The organism is Paenibacillus qinlingensis (assembly GCF_031455095.1).
Taxonomy (GTDB): Bacteria; Bacillota; Bacilli; order Paenibacillales; family NBRC-103111; genus Paenibacillus_E; species Paenibacillus_E qinlingensis_A.
In genome coordinates this window covers 60,590-78,208 of sequence record NZ_JAVDSB010000010.1, presented here as the reverse complement: position 1 = coordinate 78,208, position 17,619 = coordinate 60,590, and the positions used below count along the sequence as shown (strand labels likewise).

The window sequence follows — 17,619 nt, the reverse complement described above, 5'->3', positions numbered from 1 at the left end:
GTTTATGAAAACATTTAGGGGGATTGTTCATGAAATCTCGACAATCGCATAAACCCCTTGGTAAGAAGAGTAAAGGTAAATTGCGCTTTGCTAAAGGCTATCGCACAACAACGGTCGGTCACACTTCTCGTCAGGCGAAGCAATTTGCTTCTGGCATTATGGGGAAGTATGGATGGGATCGAAATAACTATTTAGGCATGTTTGCTCTGATTTTTAAGGGCAAGGGATTATTAACGGATAAAGAATTAGCAACCATTCAGAACCCAAGTGATCGCGCATGGATCTTACAATTGCAAGTACAGCTGCAAAGCTTGAAACACCCAGAGTCAGCACCTTTAATAACAAAACAACAAACGATTGAACATATACAGAAGTTAGTCGCACAAAGCGGTTATCGTCTGCCGAAGCAAGTGCTTGTAGAAGAGAAACAACAAGAAATGAAACGATTGTCCTCTGAACTGGCACCAGCAGTTGCTGAACTGCCAATCAAGAAAAAGAGAGGACGCAAAAGCAACAAATCCAAGGCATTAGAAAGTCAACTCCTGACTAGGGAAGAGAACGTTCATGTCGCTAAAGATGGCGATGTGAAGTCTGTCCAAGCAGGAATTAACGTCGTTAATAAACGAAATTCACCGATTATTCAGCGTTCAATGAGGCAGCTCGTTGCTTCGATAGGTATGCTAGCTCATTCTACAAGCAGCAAGACGAATCAACCGAGCCCGATGGTGAATGGCGTTCAACATACAGGTCCTACAACGAATATTCAGCGAAAAACATTGCAATTATTATATAAACAGGCATCGAGTGACGGAGCTCAGATCTCAGCCCGGGCAATCAAAGGTGATGAGAAGAAGGCAGAGAAGTCCAATCATTCCAATGTTGCTAATCACGTTGATGCGATACGAAATACGTCCAATTGGTTGGAACAATTCCAATCGGGGAAACTGATTTTGGGGCATAGCGAAGATAAATTCAATGGTGCTCTCGGATCTGAGCAGGCAAGTCTGCCGGCAAGTGCATCGCTTTTGGGAATGGCTAAGGCTATTTTACAAGAGGTAACACAAACGCCAATTCAGCATAGAGGAACATCATCGTCAGGTTCGCCAATTAGGCGTAAGGCTGAAGTGCTAGAAACAGGCTTTACAGAGGAAATATCGCCAATTGAAACAAGAAAGTCGTTGAAGCTTGGCGAGGGTCCATTTTCGGGGAAATCATCTCCGAGTGCCGTGCGTTTTATTCGCAGTTTATTGCTTAAACACGTCGAGGAGCAGGAAGCACAAGCAAGTAAGCAAGCTTATCTTGAACAAGCTGAGACTGAGGATGCTACACGTAAAAGTAGTAATAGATCTTCATTAGCATTAGCAAAAGGTTTTCTTTCCTCAAGTGGACAACCCTTGGCAATTAATGCTGCGAGCTTAACTTCGCGTTTACCTAGATCTATGCATGCCTCAACCAGAACGGCTAGTCCTAGTCGCAGCGGGATGAGAGAATTTGATTCCAGTACGACAAGAGTATGGCGCAAAATAACTGGGCAAGAAGAAGCTTTGCAGCAACAGGCATTTTCCAGTGAACGGCAAGAGCAGGGCTCTGGCACAATGGAAGTTGTTCAGAGACTGCACCAGTTACAAGAGCAGCATCAAACCTCACAGTTAAATGAGCAGATTGAATTATTGGCTGCCAGACAAGGTCTAGCGCAACAGCAAGAACAACTGGAACAACGAGTAACACAGATACAGCAAGAAAATCAGATGCAGCAAGAACAGCAGATACAGCAAGAACAGCGGATACAGCAAGAAAATCAGATAGAACAAGAAAGACAGCAATTACAACCCAAAAGTAGTTTGTACGAACAGAGTGAACAGCAAGAAACACCAAGTAAGGACAGTGTGGGATCGCCACAAGGCAATGAGGTTTATCAAGCGCAATTAGATCAGCAAGAAATGAATGAGGATGTTGGCTTCACAGAATTCGTGAGGTTGCAACCCGTGGAACAACCGGTTAAGCAAAAGAGAGGAAGACCACGTAAAAATAGCGGGGGCATTCCGACGACGCAAGAAGCGGCGAGTACTTCGTTTAATGTCACTAATGAATCCATCGCTAGTCTTCCGGATATAAGATTACAAACAGAAGATGCAGTACCTGTACCTGGAACGTATCAAGAGCCAGAAGAGGACACAGCAGCTTCCAAACGAGTTAAGAGTGCGACGGCCTACCCAAGTCAGGTGTACACAGAGCCTGTTCGGATGGAGAAGAGGCGCGCATCACAGAAAATACAAAGCAACGAGAGCTGGTTGCAGCAACTCATTACCATACAAAGACAACCCTCTTCTGATGATTTCTTCATTAGAAGTACAAATAGTGTTAGTAAAGGCACAGATATACGAACTAAATCAGCAGGTAAGCTTATTCAACAAAGCTTTAGAGAATCACTAATGGCTCCGAAGATTCTAAGTCAATCAGCCAAGAGAAATGAGCAGTTGCTTGGTAGTCAGCCACTGCATCGTCAGAATCGTCAAAAAGAAAATCAAGTGAGCCGAGGCTCCCATCTCCAACAAGAACAAAAGCAATTGGAAGAAGCAGCTCCGAGTGTTGTTCAGATGAGACCTATGGCACAAGCAGATGATACCCTTCATTCAGAAGTTACGTTTAGAAGGCAAGCTGATAACGACAGGCTGCAAACCATTAAGCCAGACAATCAGCAGTTCCCTAATCAATCCCAAGTTGGGAAGAACAATCGACCTGCTGGGGAATTAGCTAAAGAGATTGCAGCTAGAGTTGCAGATGCAAGCATTCGCTCCATTGGAATCTTAGTTCCAATGTCAGTTAAGCAGGGGGAAAGTAAAACTAACACTAGCCGAGAGGTTGTGCGTTTGCTGCGTTCTGCGCATCGCCAATCTGAAGCAGGTACTAGCCAATTAACAGGTCAGGCACAGCCAGGCTCCACTGAAACTAATTTCCCATCAGTAGCGCAAGGAACGACGGTTCAACAAACTTTAGCTGCTGAAATTGCATCGAAGGCAGCACGCAACAGCATCACTTATGTGACTTCGAGTAATAAGTCTAAGGTTAGAGAAGGAACAGGTCAGCTTCAGCGCAGGTTGCTCGGACCAACTAGTTCAGTCGAAGATGGTATAAAGAACGTTTCAACGGAGATGTCGAGTGCCAATAGGTTAAGTGGTCGTGTTGTTGCTTCAAGCCAGACGCAATCGCTTGTCAACGAATCAGTGAACGAATCAAGCTTGCATGAGACAACTAGTGCACGTACGAATGGCAAATCAACGAGACTTTCACCTCTGGACATGGTTAGAAGGGCTGGAAGTCAGTCTCGCGTTAATCGTGTGAGAGAGCAGCAAGCTACAATTCAGCGTAAAATTGATTTAGGACAGTTTACTTCACAAAAGTCACCGATAGGTACGCAATCATCATCTGTATTAAGTGGTGAGAAGAGTACCTCGGTAACCCGATCATCCCCAACATGGGAGAGAAGTCTGTTAACACTTCGAGCAGGCCGAGTAGAAGATGGCACGGTAACTAGACGAATAAGTGCTGTGGATCAGCAGCAACATGCTCCAACCTTACAGACTTCCAGTGTGTCTGAATTAAGCGCGCAGGAGATACGATCCACGGATAAAGAGCAGGATAGCCAAAGTAGAAATCTACAATCAGGACAGGCACAGGAATCCCTAACCAACGATCCTATACAACAGAATTCTTTATCAAATCAGATCCAGGGAAATAAAGAAAACGTAGAAGCAGAACAACATCGTTCAGATTTAGCTAATTCTTTACAAGCTGATCGTGTAGATGGAGATAGGAACGCGCAGTTTAATCCACCATCTAGAGAGCTTGTACGTGGGCAGCGTGTACAACGGACTTCTGATTTTGGGAATCGTAGCAGGCAATCGGAAGATAATCGTATAGGCCATTCTCTGCAGCTGAGGAGAATGCGGAGAATAGAACAAGGCTCGCTCGTTCAACGTTCCCTAGGCATCGAGAACGGTGGTATTCAAGCAAGAAGAGCTAATCTAGTAACAGCTGACACTCTTGACCAACGCAAACAATCAGGTGATATCCTTCGAAGAAGTTCCGTAGAGCAATCGTCTGGTAACTTGATAGCCAGGAAGGCCATTTCGGGCTCTGTGAATGAATCTGCAGGAGTAAGCACGACAAGCTCTGCTCAAGCAGGACGAACTGTTATCCAAGCACAAGGTCAGTTGCCAAGTCAGAAAGCTACCATGCAAAGCGCGAATAATCTTATTCAACGAGTTAGCGAGACGAGAATTAGGCAGTTAATGAATAGAGCAACCCAAGGTGATAGTAGGCAAGGTTCTAACCCAAGATCTGAGGTGTCAGAAACCTCACGAAACGGTACGGTAACTTGGTCAAAGGCGCAAGCCGAACACGTTCAGAGACGAGTCATCGTCGAAGATCGTGAGCGCGAGCCTAAGCGAGAGGAACGTGGTTCGGAGAGCCACTTGGAAGCGGACCGCTTTCAAGTGGAATCGGCGGAGCAAACCATTAGGGCTATGATCAGCGCGCAAGTGGAAGAGCGCGCACAAGCCCTTGAACCTGCGGCGGCTTCGCCTGCCGCAGAGGTCGTGACAGGCACGCGCGTTGCACGCGCGCCAAGGGCTCGCCAGAGCGCAAGCATGACACAACGTGTCATGCCGGTGCTGGCGAGCAGCGCAGGAGCGCTACGCGCTGCTCCTGCGGGCATGGCTGCGGCTTCGCCCGCCGCAGCGGCACAACGACTGCCCTCCCGCGGGATGGGCAGTCTCATTCAAGCGGCTGCCTCCGGCAGAGCCGCAGCACCAACAGCTGGCGTGCAGCGCGCCGCCAGCCTCACGAACAGCAGCAGCCAAGGCATGCCCGCAATGAGCATGCTCATGCAGGCGCGAACGCCGCAGCCGCCAATCGGCGCGAGCCAGGCAAGCCCGCCTGTGAGGAGCGTGCCTATGCAGTCGCGCATACAGCCAACGGGGCTGTCCGTGCCGGCTGCAGGGCAAGAGCAGCTGGCTTCGCCAATCAGCATGCTGGAGCATAAACAAGCTATAACTAGTCAGCTTGCAGATACACCGCTGGAGATGGATTGGCTGCGAACCAAAGCGGTCGCGGATCAAGAATCAATGCCAGCAGCACCGGTTGAACAGACACCACCGGAGCTAAGCGAAGAGCAGCTGCAAGAGCTGGTTAAGCAGCTTCCACAGCTGGACATCGCCAAGATTGCGGAGAAAGTCTACCGCGAAATTGAAAAAAAGATGAAGTTCGAGCGGCAACGGCGTGGTGTATAATGTGTAATCATATGAATCGTTAATAACGTTAATTATATACATAATGGCAGAGAGGACGGATACCTATGGCGCTCAAGAAAGCGATGATTATTGTTCATAAAGGCAGCAAAACCGAAAATGTGCAAGTGATGTTCAATCCGGGCGAGTATACGCTCGACACCGGCAACAGCTATTCTTGGAAAACAGTGCCGGGTCTGTCCATGCCGATTGCACAATTCGTGAGTGGAGGAACATCGATACTCACGATGGATCTTTATTTTGACACCTATGAGAAAGGGACGGATGTTCGTCAGTTGACGACGAAGATTTCAGGTCTTCTGGATGTTGAAAAGGAGATTCATGCACCGCCACTTTGTCGATTTGTGTGGGGTTCACTGGATTTCAAGGGAGTCGTCGAGAAAGTCAACCAACAGTTCACTATGTTTCTCGATACGGGAGTTCCCGTGCGTGCCAAGCTGAAAGTGACTTTTAAATCAACGCTCAGTAAGAAAGATCAGTTGAAGCAAATCCCACGCCATTCTGCAGATAGAACGAAATTAAAGATGCTCAACCAAGGCGATCAACTGTGGACGATTGCTGCCAATGAGTACGAAGATCCTACGCTTTGGCGCGAAATTGCGAAGGCAAATGGTATCGATAATCCAATGAAAGTGACCACGGGACGCCGCATTTCAGTTCCGAGGTTGGATTAAGCCTATGGCCTTAGATCTAGAAACAAGCTCATTTACATTTGACGATTTGGCCAAGAAGTACGGCGACTTTTATGCCCCTTACTATGATATTAAAGTAGATGGCACTAAGATATCGGATGATATCGCACTGGACAACCTGCGGGTGGAGACATCGATTGATGGAACAGCAGACTCCTTTTCTTTTCGAATAGCCAATGCTTATGATATTACGAAAAATGAATTTCAATGGCTTTCTATCTTCTCACTAGGTAAAGCCATTGATATTGGTTTGGGATATGTTGATAAATTCACCGCCGTCTTTTCAGGCCAAATTACTTCCGTGGTTGTGGATTTTCCAGAAGGCGGTGCTCCTGGTCTCGTGGTACGCGGGATGGATATTTCTTATTTGATGATGAAGGGGACGAAGTCTCGTTCTTGGAATAAGAAGAAATATAGTGATGTTGTTGAAGAAATTGCCAAGACATATGGCTTCAAGACACATATAGATGCAACAACAACCGAATTTCCAGCACTTTCGCAGAGTCAGATCAATGATTATCATTTTATTCAAAACTTAGCGAATTTAGTTAACTATGATTTTTTCATAGTGGGGAAGAATTTATATTTCCGTAAGCCATTAACGGCAATGACAGCTGTGATGACACTGGAGATGGGAAAGACAATCCGCAGTTTAATGATCGATCACAATTTGGCCGAGCAAATTACGGGCGTAACCGTTCGAGCTTGGGATAATAAAGAGTTAAAGGTCATCGAAGGCAAATCAGCCAGCGTGACGAAGCTTGGTTCCAATAGCAAGACGGGCAAGGACATCTTAGCTTCAAAGGGCGATTTCGTCGAGCATATGTATACAAATGTAAGCTCCGTTGAAGAAGCTAAAAGCTATGCGGATGCGATACTGAATCGCCGAGCCATGAAGCTCGTAAGCGGCAGCGGGGAATGCATTGGCATTCCAGAGATTCGCGCGGGGCGCTATATTAAGCTGAGCGGTATAGGCAAGACGTTTGATCAGCCTTATTATGTGACAGGGGCAACCCACATTTTGGATGACGAAGGTTACACGACTCGGTTTTTACTGGGAGGGAATGCAGTCTAATGTTCAAAACTCCCGATATTACAATTGGCGGCATCTCCGATTTTTCCAGCCAGAAGATTGGCGGCGTCATGGTGGCTGTTGTAACGAATAACGCGGATCCCGATAAAATGGGACGAGTAAAACTCAAGCTTCCGATGCAAGAAACGGAGACGGAGACCGATTGGGTACGCATCGCAACAATGATGGGCGGTAAGGAAATGGGCAGTCTTTTTATCCCTGAAGTAGGGGATGAAGTGTTAGTTGCCTTCCATTTAGGCGAGCTACGGATGCCTTTCGTCATCGGTATGCTGTGGAATCCGAAGAATATGCCACCTCCACCTGCTGAGAAAAATGATTTGCGCATGATTAAGACACGTTCTGGTCATGAGCTCTCTTTTAATGATAAAAGTGGTGACGAGAGCATCACCTTGAAGACTAAAAAAGGTCAAATTATTGAACTTAAAGATAAGGATCAAAGCATTTCAATTGCTGATTCCAGTGGCAACAATAAGATTCTGATCAAGGGCGGGTCTGCGAATGAAATATCTGTCGTCAGCCAAACATCTAAGATCACATTGAACGCCAAAGGTGAAGTCGGCATTGAAAGCACGAAGGAAATCAAAATTAAATCTACGCAAATTAATATAGAAGCTTCTGCTACCATGGCTTTGAAGGCAGGGGCGACGCTGGATCTGAAGTCAGATGGCATCATTAATATCAAAGGTAGTATGGTGAAAATTAACTAACGTTATGATCAATTAACGAGAGGGCGTGGCGAGATGTCGGAAGCATTTTTGGGACGGGGCTGGAAATTCCCGATTCAGGTTGATCCTGCAACAGGAAGGATCCGAATGTCCGAGTATGAGGAAGACATCGCAGAAGCGATTCGCGTTATCTTGGGAACGACACAAGGAGAGCGCGTGATGCGTCCCTCTTTTGGATGCGGAGTTCAAGAATTTATATTTGGCTTAACCGATGATACAACGCTGCATTTGCTGCAAAGTAATATTGAAGAAGCCATCCGAAACTGGGAGCCACGGGTTCATGAGGTTGAAGTGAAAGCTGTACCCGAAATAGATGATCCCGCTAAAGTAATGATTCATATTGCCTATCAGGTACGTACAACGAACAACTTGTTTAACCAAGTTTATCCGTTTTATTTATGGGAAGGTTCGAAATAGAAAGAGGATGCGGAAGCGATGACGAGACGTGTAGAGAGGAGGTGGAGCTGTGCAGCCTCCCAAAATTGATCCCAGAGACATACCTGATCTGATCGCTCAAATGAAGGAAATGGCCCCGTATTATACGCCAGAGTGGCGATTTACGCCTGAGAACCCGGATCCAGGTTCAGCGCTATTCCTGATGTTTGCCGATATGTTTCATGACAATATTAAGCGATTGAATCGCGTGCCTACGAAGAATTTGATATCATTTCTGAATATGTTCGATGTCACGTTGTTACCAGCTAGACCAGCAAGCGGGTATCTAACGTTCGCGCTGAATGAAGGAACGAAAGAGTCGGTGTATATTTCCGCAGGGACACAGATTGCAGCGGCTGTTCTAGCGGATACGGTTCTTTATGAAACGGCACGAAGTGCGCTGTTAACGCCAGCGGTACTTACAAGCATCTACGTAACGAGCCGTAAGCAGGACATTATCGTTCGGGTCGCGGATGAGTTCTTAACCGCCAGCCGTCAAGGCTTATCGATGCCGAAGAAGTTATTCCGTCTGCAAGATGGCGATAATTTACAGGAACATGCCTTGTATTTGGAGCACAGCTCGCTTTTCACCGTCACTCATCCGGCGCAGATTGAGATCGAATTCCGTAACTCGACGAAACGTTTTGAAGAATTTGGGATGTCTAGTCAACTCGCAGATCCTAATCTTACCGAATGGTTATACGCTACAGCGGATGGTTGGAAACTGTTCGACAAGGTAGAGGCGAAGGATAATCGAGTTATTTTGCTCAAAAGTATGCGTGAAGAACTTGCTCCGAAAGAAGTGAATGGCATCACGGGGCGTTGGATTCAATGTCGATTAAAGCCACACGTAACCGATCGCAAAACGCTGGCTGATAGCAGACTTTCCATGGATCACATCTCCTTCAAAACAGACTATGTGGATACACTCGAGACTGGCGGCATCCCGCCTGATCAAATGTTCTACAATGACATTGATGCTGACCCGTCCGGTTTTTACCCATTCGGAGATCAATTCGCCCTGTATGGCTCCTTTTATATTGGAAGTCAGGAAGTATTTACGAAAACCGATGGCGATATTAAGCTGAGCTTCGGATTGCAGGCGCGAGAGAATCGTTTTGGGGCGGAACAGACGGATCCTATCGATTGGAAAATGGTCATGAAGAAGAGCAAGTTCGATAAAGCACCTGTCGTGCATGTAACGGTTCTTCAAGTGGCTTGGGAATATTGGAATGGTACGACTTGGGTGAGGCTCGATGTGGGGAAGGATGCCGAGAAGCTTTTCTACTACCCAGTGGAGCAAAAGGTTCATAAGGAGATCCATTTCAAATGCCCATCTGACCTGCAGCCTACGTATGTGAACGGGAATGAGAATCGCTGGATTAGAGCACGGATTTTGCATATCGAAAATGCGTATATCGCGCAGGCGTTGTATTTGTCACCTTGGATAGATGAAGTAGCTTTAACGTATGCATATGAGGATCGTTTATATCAAGCGGAACGCTGCTTAGCTTTTAATAATACCGTTTATGAAGAGCGGACGAAGCATAGTCGTCAATTGCAAGGCGGTTTTGAACCTTTTCAGCCATTGGAAGGCAGCCATCCAGCTTTATGCTTTTCATTCGATACACCACCGGTGAGAGGTCCGATCTCCCTATTCGTATCCATCAAACAGCAGCGCTTCTCGGAGCATGACGTTCCTATGCTGGAGTGGGAATACTTACGAGCAGGATTGCTGCCGGGAACTCCGCCAGAGTGGGTGGCACTCAAGGTTATTGATGAAACGAATGGCCTGACGCAGAGTGGAACCGTACAATTCGTAGGTCCATCCGATTTTGCAGGCGTATCGCTGTTCGGGCAGGATGGCTACTGGATTCGTGCAACGAATCGTGATGATATTTACGATGATGTGACGGATCGTGTCCAGATTCCGACCATTCAGGGCGTCTATATGAACACGGTACATGTCCTCCAGCAGGAGACAATTACTGGTGAAGTTCCTGATGTCAAAGGGCTGGACGAAACGGAATACCAACTCAGCAGACTAGGAATTGTATCTGAGGAAGTATGGGTGGATGAAACTGATTTTGTAACCGAAGAGGAGATCTCGGAGTACGAGGTATCCGGAGCACCACTGATGGATATCCGTCGCGATTCGGAAGGCAACATTCTACAGGTGTGGGTTCGTTGGACGGCTGTTCGTGATTTAACGCTATCGGGTAACCGAGATCGGCATTATCTCATTGATCATACTTTCGGTCGTATCCGAGTTGGTGATGGTGTTCATGGAATGCACCCGCCGAAGGGCGGATTGGAGCAATTGAAGGTCACGTATCAAGTGACAATGGGTAAAATTGGCAATGTTGCCGCTCGACAGATCAATCAGATGCAGGATTCGATTGCGTTTGTTGGGGAGGTTTATAACCCGGAGCCCGCATCGGGCGGGTGTCAGGCGGAGAAGTTGGAGTCCGCGCTAGCGCGGGGGCCGGAGCTTTTGAAGCATCGTAATCGAGCGGTTTCGTCCAAAGACTACGAGTGGCTGGCTAGAGAAGCCTATCCGAATATCGCGAAGGTGACGTGTATTCCGAATCGGAATGCGTACATGCACAAAGAAATTGGAGCGATGACGCTTGTCATTTTGCCCAAAGAAGGACAACAAGGCAGTTCGACGTTCCCAGAGTTGAAAAAGCAAGTCGAGCGATACATTCTTGGACGTGCCTCAAGCTTGGTTGCTTTTCCTGAGCGCTTGCAGGTTATCGAGCCTGTGTATATGGAAATCTCCGTCTCAGCGATTGTTGCTGTGGAGGGGATGGACGCCGTCGTTCAGACAGAAATTCAAGCTTTGGAGAAATTAAATCGATTCCTTGATCCGTTAACGGGCAATTTTGATAACAAGGGCTGGGCGATCGGTCAACAAATTCATCCTTCTGTCTTTTATGCCTTGTTAAAATCGATTCGGGCAATCAGCCATGTCGAGAAGCTGTACATGACCGTTTACAAAATCGAAGACGGCGAACGTGTGGAGTTGGATGTCAATCGTCTGCCGACACTGCCGCATGGCATGATTGTGAGTGGAAAGCACAAGGTTGTTGTGAACGTACTATAAACGAAGGAGGTGAGCACAAGTGCTGCCTATACCTAATTTAGATGACCGGATGTTCGAACAGATGGTGATGGAGGCGCGGAAGTCGATTCCGAAGCTATTTCCAGAATGGACAGATGAGAATGAGCATGACCCAGGGATTACACTGCTAGAGTTAATGTCTTGGATGACCGAGATGCAGCAGTATTATTTAAATCGGGTGACAGAACGCAGTGAACGCAAGTTTCTGAAGTTGTTGGGGATTCGTCCGCGCGATGCGGTATCCGCCGTTTGCGATGTGACCTTTACAGGCGCTACGCAGCAGCTTGTGCTCCCTAAAGGGACACCGCTGACCGCGATGGATCTACGCTTCGAGACACAGGGAACGATACAGTTTGTTCCTGCTGTTTTGGAGAAAGTGCTGGTGCGTACAGAAACGGCAGCCGCCGATTATACCTCTAACAATCAGGCCAAAATTGCCTACTACGCCTTTGGTGCTGAGGCGCGCAAGGGAGCGCATCTGTATCTCGGATTCGATCGGGCACTGCCAATGGACACGGAGATTTCGATCTATTTTAATTTATTTGATCGTTACCCTGTGAGGGTGAGCCATCATGCTGAGAAAACAGCGCCGATGATCTCATCCGCCAAGGTGACTTGGTCATTTGCCGGTGCTGACACGGATGGACAGTCGGAGAGCTGGCTGCCGATTGAGCCAACGGTGGATAATACCGTTCATTTATCACAAAGTGGTGAGCTCAAGTTTCTCGTCACTTCCGAAATGAAGCCGATGTCCTTGTATCCGGCAGATGACCGCAGTCGCTATTGGATCTGCTGTACACTGGAGGAGGACGGCTACGAGCTGGCTCCCAAGATTGAAAAGATTACGCTGAACACGGTAAGAGCTGTGGAGCAGGAAACCTTTAGCGAGGTGACTGGTTTCAATAGCTCAGGCGAATCAGGTCAAAGCTACGAGCTGAGCTCTTATCTTGCCTATAACGGACTGCATACCGTCCAGGTGTTGGACGAGCGTGGGCGTTGGCGCGACTGGCACACTGTCGCTGATTTAAGTACCTGCGGGCCTGACGAGCTATGCTGCGAGTTGCAGCAGGATTCGGCCCGTCGGACAACCCGTCTTCGTTTCGGCGACGGGGTACATGGCAGCATCCCGCCGCAGGGCGCGAAGCGGGTGCGGCTGATTGCTTACTCGGCTGAGTTTGATTACAGCCGCTTTGTGGGAGGCAGCAAAGGTCTGCCTGGGCAGACCTTCGAGATCAGTCGCGGACGCGTGTATGTACCTAGCAGCATGCTGCTGCAGGTTGGTTATCGTCCGCGCGGCGAAGATAGCGTCGTCTGGGACGACTGGACGGCCGTGGATGACTTCGATAACTCGAAGTCCACAGACCGGCACTACGTCTACGACGCCGCTGCAGGCACGATCCGCTTCGGGAATAACGAAGCGGGGTTGGTGCCGCGCAAGTCCGGGGAACCGAACATTCGGTTCCTGGCCTTGCAGGCAGGCGGGGGCGTACGAGGCAACGTGAAGGACGGCCTCGTGACGGGCTTGGGCTTCGCGGCTGAGCCAGGCGTGAGCGTGACGAATCCGTTCCCGGCGCGAGGCGGCCTGGAGGCGGAGACGCTCGCGCAAGCGAAGCTGCGCGTGCAGCGCGAGCTGGCTGCGCCGACGCGCGCGGTGACCGCCGAGGACTACGAGGCGATCGCGAAGGCGGCGCCGGGGCTTCGCGTCGCGCGGGTGAAGGCGATCCCGCTGTATAAGCCGGGGATGCGGGATTTCCCTCGGGTATCGGCGCCGGCGCAGATGACCGTGGTGGTTGTGCCTTACAGCGAGAGCGATAAGCCTAAGGCTGGCAAAGGTTTCTTGCAGACGATCAAGCAGCATCTGGATCGGCATCGCCTTTTGACAACGGAGCTGCATGTCATTCCAGCGGAGTATATCAAGATCACCGTACACGCAGTTGTGGTGATGGAGCCGAAGTATAAGAACGAGCAGCGGCGGATCGCGATCGAGCTCCGAAATCTGCTTCAACCCATGGATCATGGGCAAGGCGCGGAAGGTTGGCGTTTTGGGCGTACGGTGTATAAGGGAGATATTTACGGCGTCATTTCCCGAATTAAAGGTGTCGTGTATGTGCAGGACATTTGGCTGGACGCTGAAGGAACAGGCTTCCATAAGGATGGCGCTGGGGACATTCATATCCCGCCGTATGCGCTGGTGTATTCAGGCGTTCACGAAATCGAAACGATTAGTCAGACGGATTTGTAGGTACCGGTGAGGCTGTCGGTTGGTGATGTGAGGGAAGCAGTGGTTGTAGATGTTGAAGTACAGAAAAGAGGTGACGAACGATGCAGGATGGACAAACGTTTTTTTCGCTAAACAAGCGGATGGATTGGGAAGAGGGCTTTGAGGCTAATATTCATATGTTGGAGCAGGGATTGTCGATTCAGCAGACGGAGAAGTACAGCATTCATCGCATCGTTCGTACGGATGAGCTTGAAGGTATTCCTCCGATTCATGAGATGACGGTGGGACCTGGGCGAAAGCTAATCTTGTTGGACGAGACAGCGAATGTGTGGATTTATGACGACGAAAGCCGACACAGAGAGTTACTATTTCGTCAGGGCCATGAATTATTTAGCTCACAAGCGATGCTGGCATCGATGTCGGATCTTCTTGTGATTGCGGATGCCAGCGAAGGGGTAGAGAGAAGACTTGCCCTCTACTCCATCTCAAACGGTCAGACCATGTGGGCGATACAGTCCTGGGAAGGTTTGAGTTTATATCCGCTCTCCTTGAATACGAAGTTACAAGCTACGAATATGCTGTATATAGCGGTACCTTTGGACATTACGGTTGGTATGAATGGAAGTCCCGAAGTCCCGAAAGACGGGCGGATTGGCATTATACAGTGGAATTCAGCTGGAGAGATGCTGCATGTGTATGAACATGAGGCACACCGTATGACGGAGGCGGTTCCGATTGCGGAGCTGCAGGGGCGTTACTATACGGCGGCCACAGATGGAACCATAGCTCTGCTGGATAATCAGCAACGATCTGTGACGGTTTTCCATGAAGATGGGCGAGAGCCGTTTCATTTCAAGTTGGAGCATGAGGGCCGATTTGCCGGAATTTCCATTGATACGAATCATAATCTCTATATAGGGGATAGCGGTTACGCGCAACAAGAAGGTGTGACAGAGCGGTTTATTTTAAAATATCGCGGCAATGGCGACCCCTTGGATAAAGTAACGGGCTTTCGAGGACGAACAGATAAATTGGTACAGGATGGACGCAATCGCCTGTATGTGTTTGATCGGTTAAGTGGGCAGATCAGCTTGTTAGACCTTAGGGCGCGCACGATGCTGCTGGAGGATACCCAATTGCCAGAGGCGGTGTACTTCTCTGCTGATTTGGATACGACGGAGACGGAGACGACGTGGCACAAAATCCGGCTCGAAGCAGATATTCCAGAGGAGACACAGGTTCGGTTCTCGTATTTTGCCTCGGATGAAAGTGAAGGGATGGTTGATGGGGATTATGTCAATCTCACTGACTATTTCACAGATCCGACGATCTCGGTCAAAGAAAAGCTAAGAGCGAGCCGTGACCTATGGTCTGAACCGATTTTGAATCCAAAGGATGCATTGCTGATGCATGCGAAGGGGCGTTATCTCTGGTTCAAGATTGAGCTGGTCGGCAGCGAGCAGAAATCACCTTTTATTCGCAAACTGCGAGTGTACTACCCGCGGACTTCGTTGATTGCCTATTTACCGCCGATGTACCAGCAGGATGAGGAGCATAGCCCATTCTTGGAGCGGTTTCTAGCGATGTTTTCTACGTTTTTTGACGATATGGAGAATACGATTGATCAGATTTCAGGTCATTTTGATCCGGATGCTGTGTCGGGGCCGTATTTGGAGTGGTTAGGCGGTTGGCTAGCCATTACGGAGCACGAGGCTTGGGGTGAGAAGAAGCTTAGAGAGCTCATTAAGCGAGCACCTGAATTATACAAGCTGCGGGGCACGCGTGAAGGCTTGATGAATATGCTTCAGATTTACACAGGTGCAGAGCCATTCATACTGGAGTACTTTCAGTTCAAGCAAATGCAAGAGACGTCAGAGCTGCGACAGCTTTTCACCCAGTTATATGGTGATAATCCGTATACATTCTGTGTCCTCCTTAAGCCAGAAAGCGTGCGTACGGATGAACAGCGCTTAGTGATTGAGCAAATTATCGACGATCAGAAGCCAGCCTATACGGAAGGCAAACTAATTGTGTTGCAACCTTGGATGTATGCGGATATGCATACGTACCTCGGTATTAATACGTACTTATCTGAGCCAACCTTATTGACCCTCGATCATCGCTCATCGATGCCTTATAACACGGTGTTGATCGATGTGGATCGTGATAAACGGATGGATATACATACGCGCTTGGGACTGGATTCCGAAATCGAATAATAAATGGTAGAGAAGGTGAGGGTATCCCTATGAAAAAATCACGTTATTACCCGTTTGAACGCAATCGGTATTTCTATGGGAAGCTGCTGACGGTCAGAGATTTCGAGTCTGAGCAGAAGTATTTTAATGATAAGCGCCGCATGATGAATCGGTTGCTGCATGGTTCCGGCGTTCTAACAGGATTGCAAGTTGTAGCGGTGGATGAGAAGTCCGTTTCGGTCGAAATGGGTGCTGCTATTGATGCCCTAGGACGTGAAATTGTCGTACCATCTCCGATGACAATGAAACTGTCCATGATGGATGGATTCAGTAACAACCAGTACGCGAAGAACGTATACTTGTGCATTGCCTATGATGAAAAAGAAAAAGAACCCGTTCACGCTGTAGCGAACTCTTCCGTCCGTTCGGACGAAATTAATGATTATAATCGTGTGTTAGAAAGCTACCGTCTATTTATTCGCGAGGATGCGCCGGACCCGGCTTCATTGCCGCTGGCTACGTTGTCAGATCAGACGATTGTCCTGTACCAGGATAAACAAGTACGTGTCCTGCAAACGACTCCGCGGTATGTGAATCCAGGGCAGTTGTTCGAGATGACACTGCGCTTCGAGAAAACGTTGAAAGCAGGAAGATTGTCCTTCAAGTATGATCTGGATGCTAACCGCGTCGAGGCGATCAATGGAACGAATATCGTGTTCCAAGAGCCGCAGGATGCGCAAGAGAGTGAGTACGAAATGAAGGTGCTGCTTCGCGCTGATAGCACGGCTTCTGTCAAAGCGACAGTCGGTGTGAAAGCTGGTACAGCGGCTTTGAAACTTGACGATCGACAATTGGAGCTGCAAGCACAATCCATTGGTGAGATTAGCATCGTAACCGAAGCGGTGAAAGAGCGGTTAATGTCGGATTTCGTGAAGCAATCCTTGGAAGCGTCCTTAGAGGCGCCATCGGAGCCATGTATTTATTTGGCCAAAATATGCTTGATCCAAGTTGGACCTACATATGTCATTGAAAGTGTTGAGCAAGTACCGTTCGGTGAATATGTCTACAATACGTCCGTGATGTATCGACTCGGGCAAGCAGCTCAGTATCGCGAAGAAACAGCAGGACAATTCGTAACGAAGTCGAAGGTAAAAACGTTGGCACCAGGCCAAACACCAGAGCTGAACGTCAACTATAACCCTTTGATTAGTGAGTTGTCTTTCGATTTGGGGATTCCAGCTGGTGGTGGCAGTGGAATTGCAGGCATTGTAAGTGGATATGTGGATATCCCGATTGAACCATTCACGAAGATTGCTGTATCTCCATTCGGAAGAGCGATGAAGAGTTTCTATTCTGGAGAGATTGTACACGGGCTTGGCGAGGGGAATGTGTTGATCATCACGAGCTTAGAAGAGCGAAGCGGCGACTCCTTCTCTGATATTCTTGCTAGCGGAGATCGCGTATATGGCGGTGCTTCCGACGTGTTCAAAGGCAGTGAGTTTGAGCCAGATGCACCTGAGGTGAAGATCGGAACGATCGCGTACCCGCAGAAGGGGACATTCCGTATCGGCGTGAAAGTGCAGCAATCCGGCGAGCAAGGCAATGTGCGCGTGCGCTGGTGGGCGTATAGTGCGGAGATGACGAGCGCGGTTGGCGGCGGTAACGGCGACTCCATCGACGAGGCACTGTCCGCAATGCGCGAAGCAGCATCAGCGGGTAGCGAAGCGGAGTAGAGTGAAAAGACCGTCCTGAACAAGCAATTGTTCGGGACGGTCTTTTGTGTTTTTGGTGTTGGGAAGGAGTAAGCCAATGGTTTGTCTAC

9 protein-coding genes are annotated in these 17,619 nt (G+C 48.6%); all 9 read left to right on the top strand.

The window, feature by feature from the left end; all coding sequences use genetic code 11:
* Positions 1-29: 29 nt before the first annotated feature.
* Positions 30-5,291, top strand: coding sequence for a hypothetical protein (locus J2736_RS22560; RefSeq protein ID WP_310500852.1), 5,262 nt, complete (start codon positions 30-32; stop codon positions 5,289-5,291).
* 65 nt (positions 5,292-5,356) lie between these two features.
* Entirely contained in the window at positions 5,357-5,983 is a 627-nt protein-coding gene (locus J2736_RS22555) for a CIS tube protein (RefSeq protein WP_310500851.1), read from the top strand.
* A 4-nt stretch (positions 5,984-5,987) separates the two neighbouring features.
* A complete protein-coding gene (locus tag J2736_RS22550; protein WP_310500850.1) occupies positions 5,988-7,076 on the top strand; it encodes a phage late control D family protein in 1,089 nt (362 codons plus the stop codon).
* Positions 7,076-7,801 carry a phage baseplate assembly protein V gene (locus J2736_RS22545; protein ID WP_310500849.1) on the top strand — a complete coding sequence of 242 codons (726 nt, stop codon included), beginning with the start codon at positions 7,076-7,078 and terminating at the stop codon, positions 7,799-7,801. Before J2736_RS22550 ends, J2736_RS22545 begins: the two co-directional genes overlap by 1 nt.
* Positions 7,802-7,834: 33 nt before the next feature.
* Positions 7,835-8,236 carry a GPW/gp25 family protein gene (locus tag J2736_RS22540; protein ID WP_310500848.1) on the top strand — a complete coding sequence of 134 codons (402 nt, stop codon included), beginning with the start codon at positions 7,835-7,837 and terminating at the stop codon, positions 8,234-8,236.
* Between the two features lie 49 nt (positions 8,237-8,285).
* Complete coding sequence (locus J2736_RS22535; RefSeq protein WP_310500847.1) at positions 8,286-11,360, top strand: baseplate J/gp47 family protein; 3,075 nt, start codon at positions 8,286-8,288, stop codon at positions 11,358-11,360.
* 19 nt (positions 11,361-11,379) lie between these two features.
* Complete coding sequence (locus tag J2736_RS22530; RefSeq protein WP_310500846.1) at positions 11,380-13,620, top strand: putative baseplate assembly protein; 2,241 nt, start codon at positions 11,380-11,382, stop codon at positions 13,618-13,620.
* Between the two features lie 80 nt (positions 13,621-13,700).
* On the top strand, positions 13,701-15,818 hold the full coding sequence (locus tag J2736_RS22525; RefSeq protein WP_310500845.1) for a phage tail protein: 2,118 nt from the start codon (positions 13,701-13,703) through the stop codon (positions 15,816-15,818).
* Positions 15,819-15,847: 29 nt separating this feature from the next.
* Entirely contained in the window at positions 15,848-17,530 is a 1,683-nt protein-coding gene (locus tag J2736_RS22520) for a hypothetical protein (protein WP_310500844.1), read from the top strand.
* Positions 17,531-17,619: the final 89 nt, after the last annotated feature.

Coding starts and splice junctions, on each gene's coding strand:
- J2736_RS22560 (WP_310500852.1), top strand. CDS start 30: ATGAAATCTCGACAATCGCATAAACCCCTTGGTAAGAAGAGTAAAGGT.
- J2736_RS22555 (WP_310500851.1), top strand. CDS start 5,357: ATGGCGCTCAAGAAAGCGATGATTATTGTTCATAAAGGCAGCAAAACC.
- J2736_RS22550 (WP_310500850.1), top strand. CDS start 5,988: ATGGCCTTAGATCTAGAAACAAGCTCATTTACATTTGACGATTTGGCC.
- J2736_RS22545 (WP_310500849.1), top strand. CDS start 7,076: ATGTTCAAAACTCCCGATATTACAATTGGCGGCATCTCCGATTTTTCC.
- J2736_RS22540 (WP_310500848.1), top strand. CDS start 7,835: ATGTCGGAAGCATTTTTGGGACGGGGCTGGAAATTCCCGATTCAGGTT.
- J2736_RS22525 (WP_310500845.1), top strand. CDS start 13,701: ATGCAGGATGGACAAACGTTTTTTTCGCTAAACAAGCGGATGGATTGG.
- J2736_RS22520 (WP_310500844.1), top strand. CDS start 15,848: ATGAAAAAATCACGTTATTACCCGTTTGAACGCAATCGGTATTTCTAT.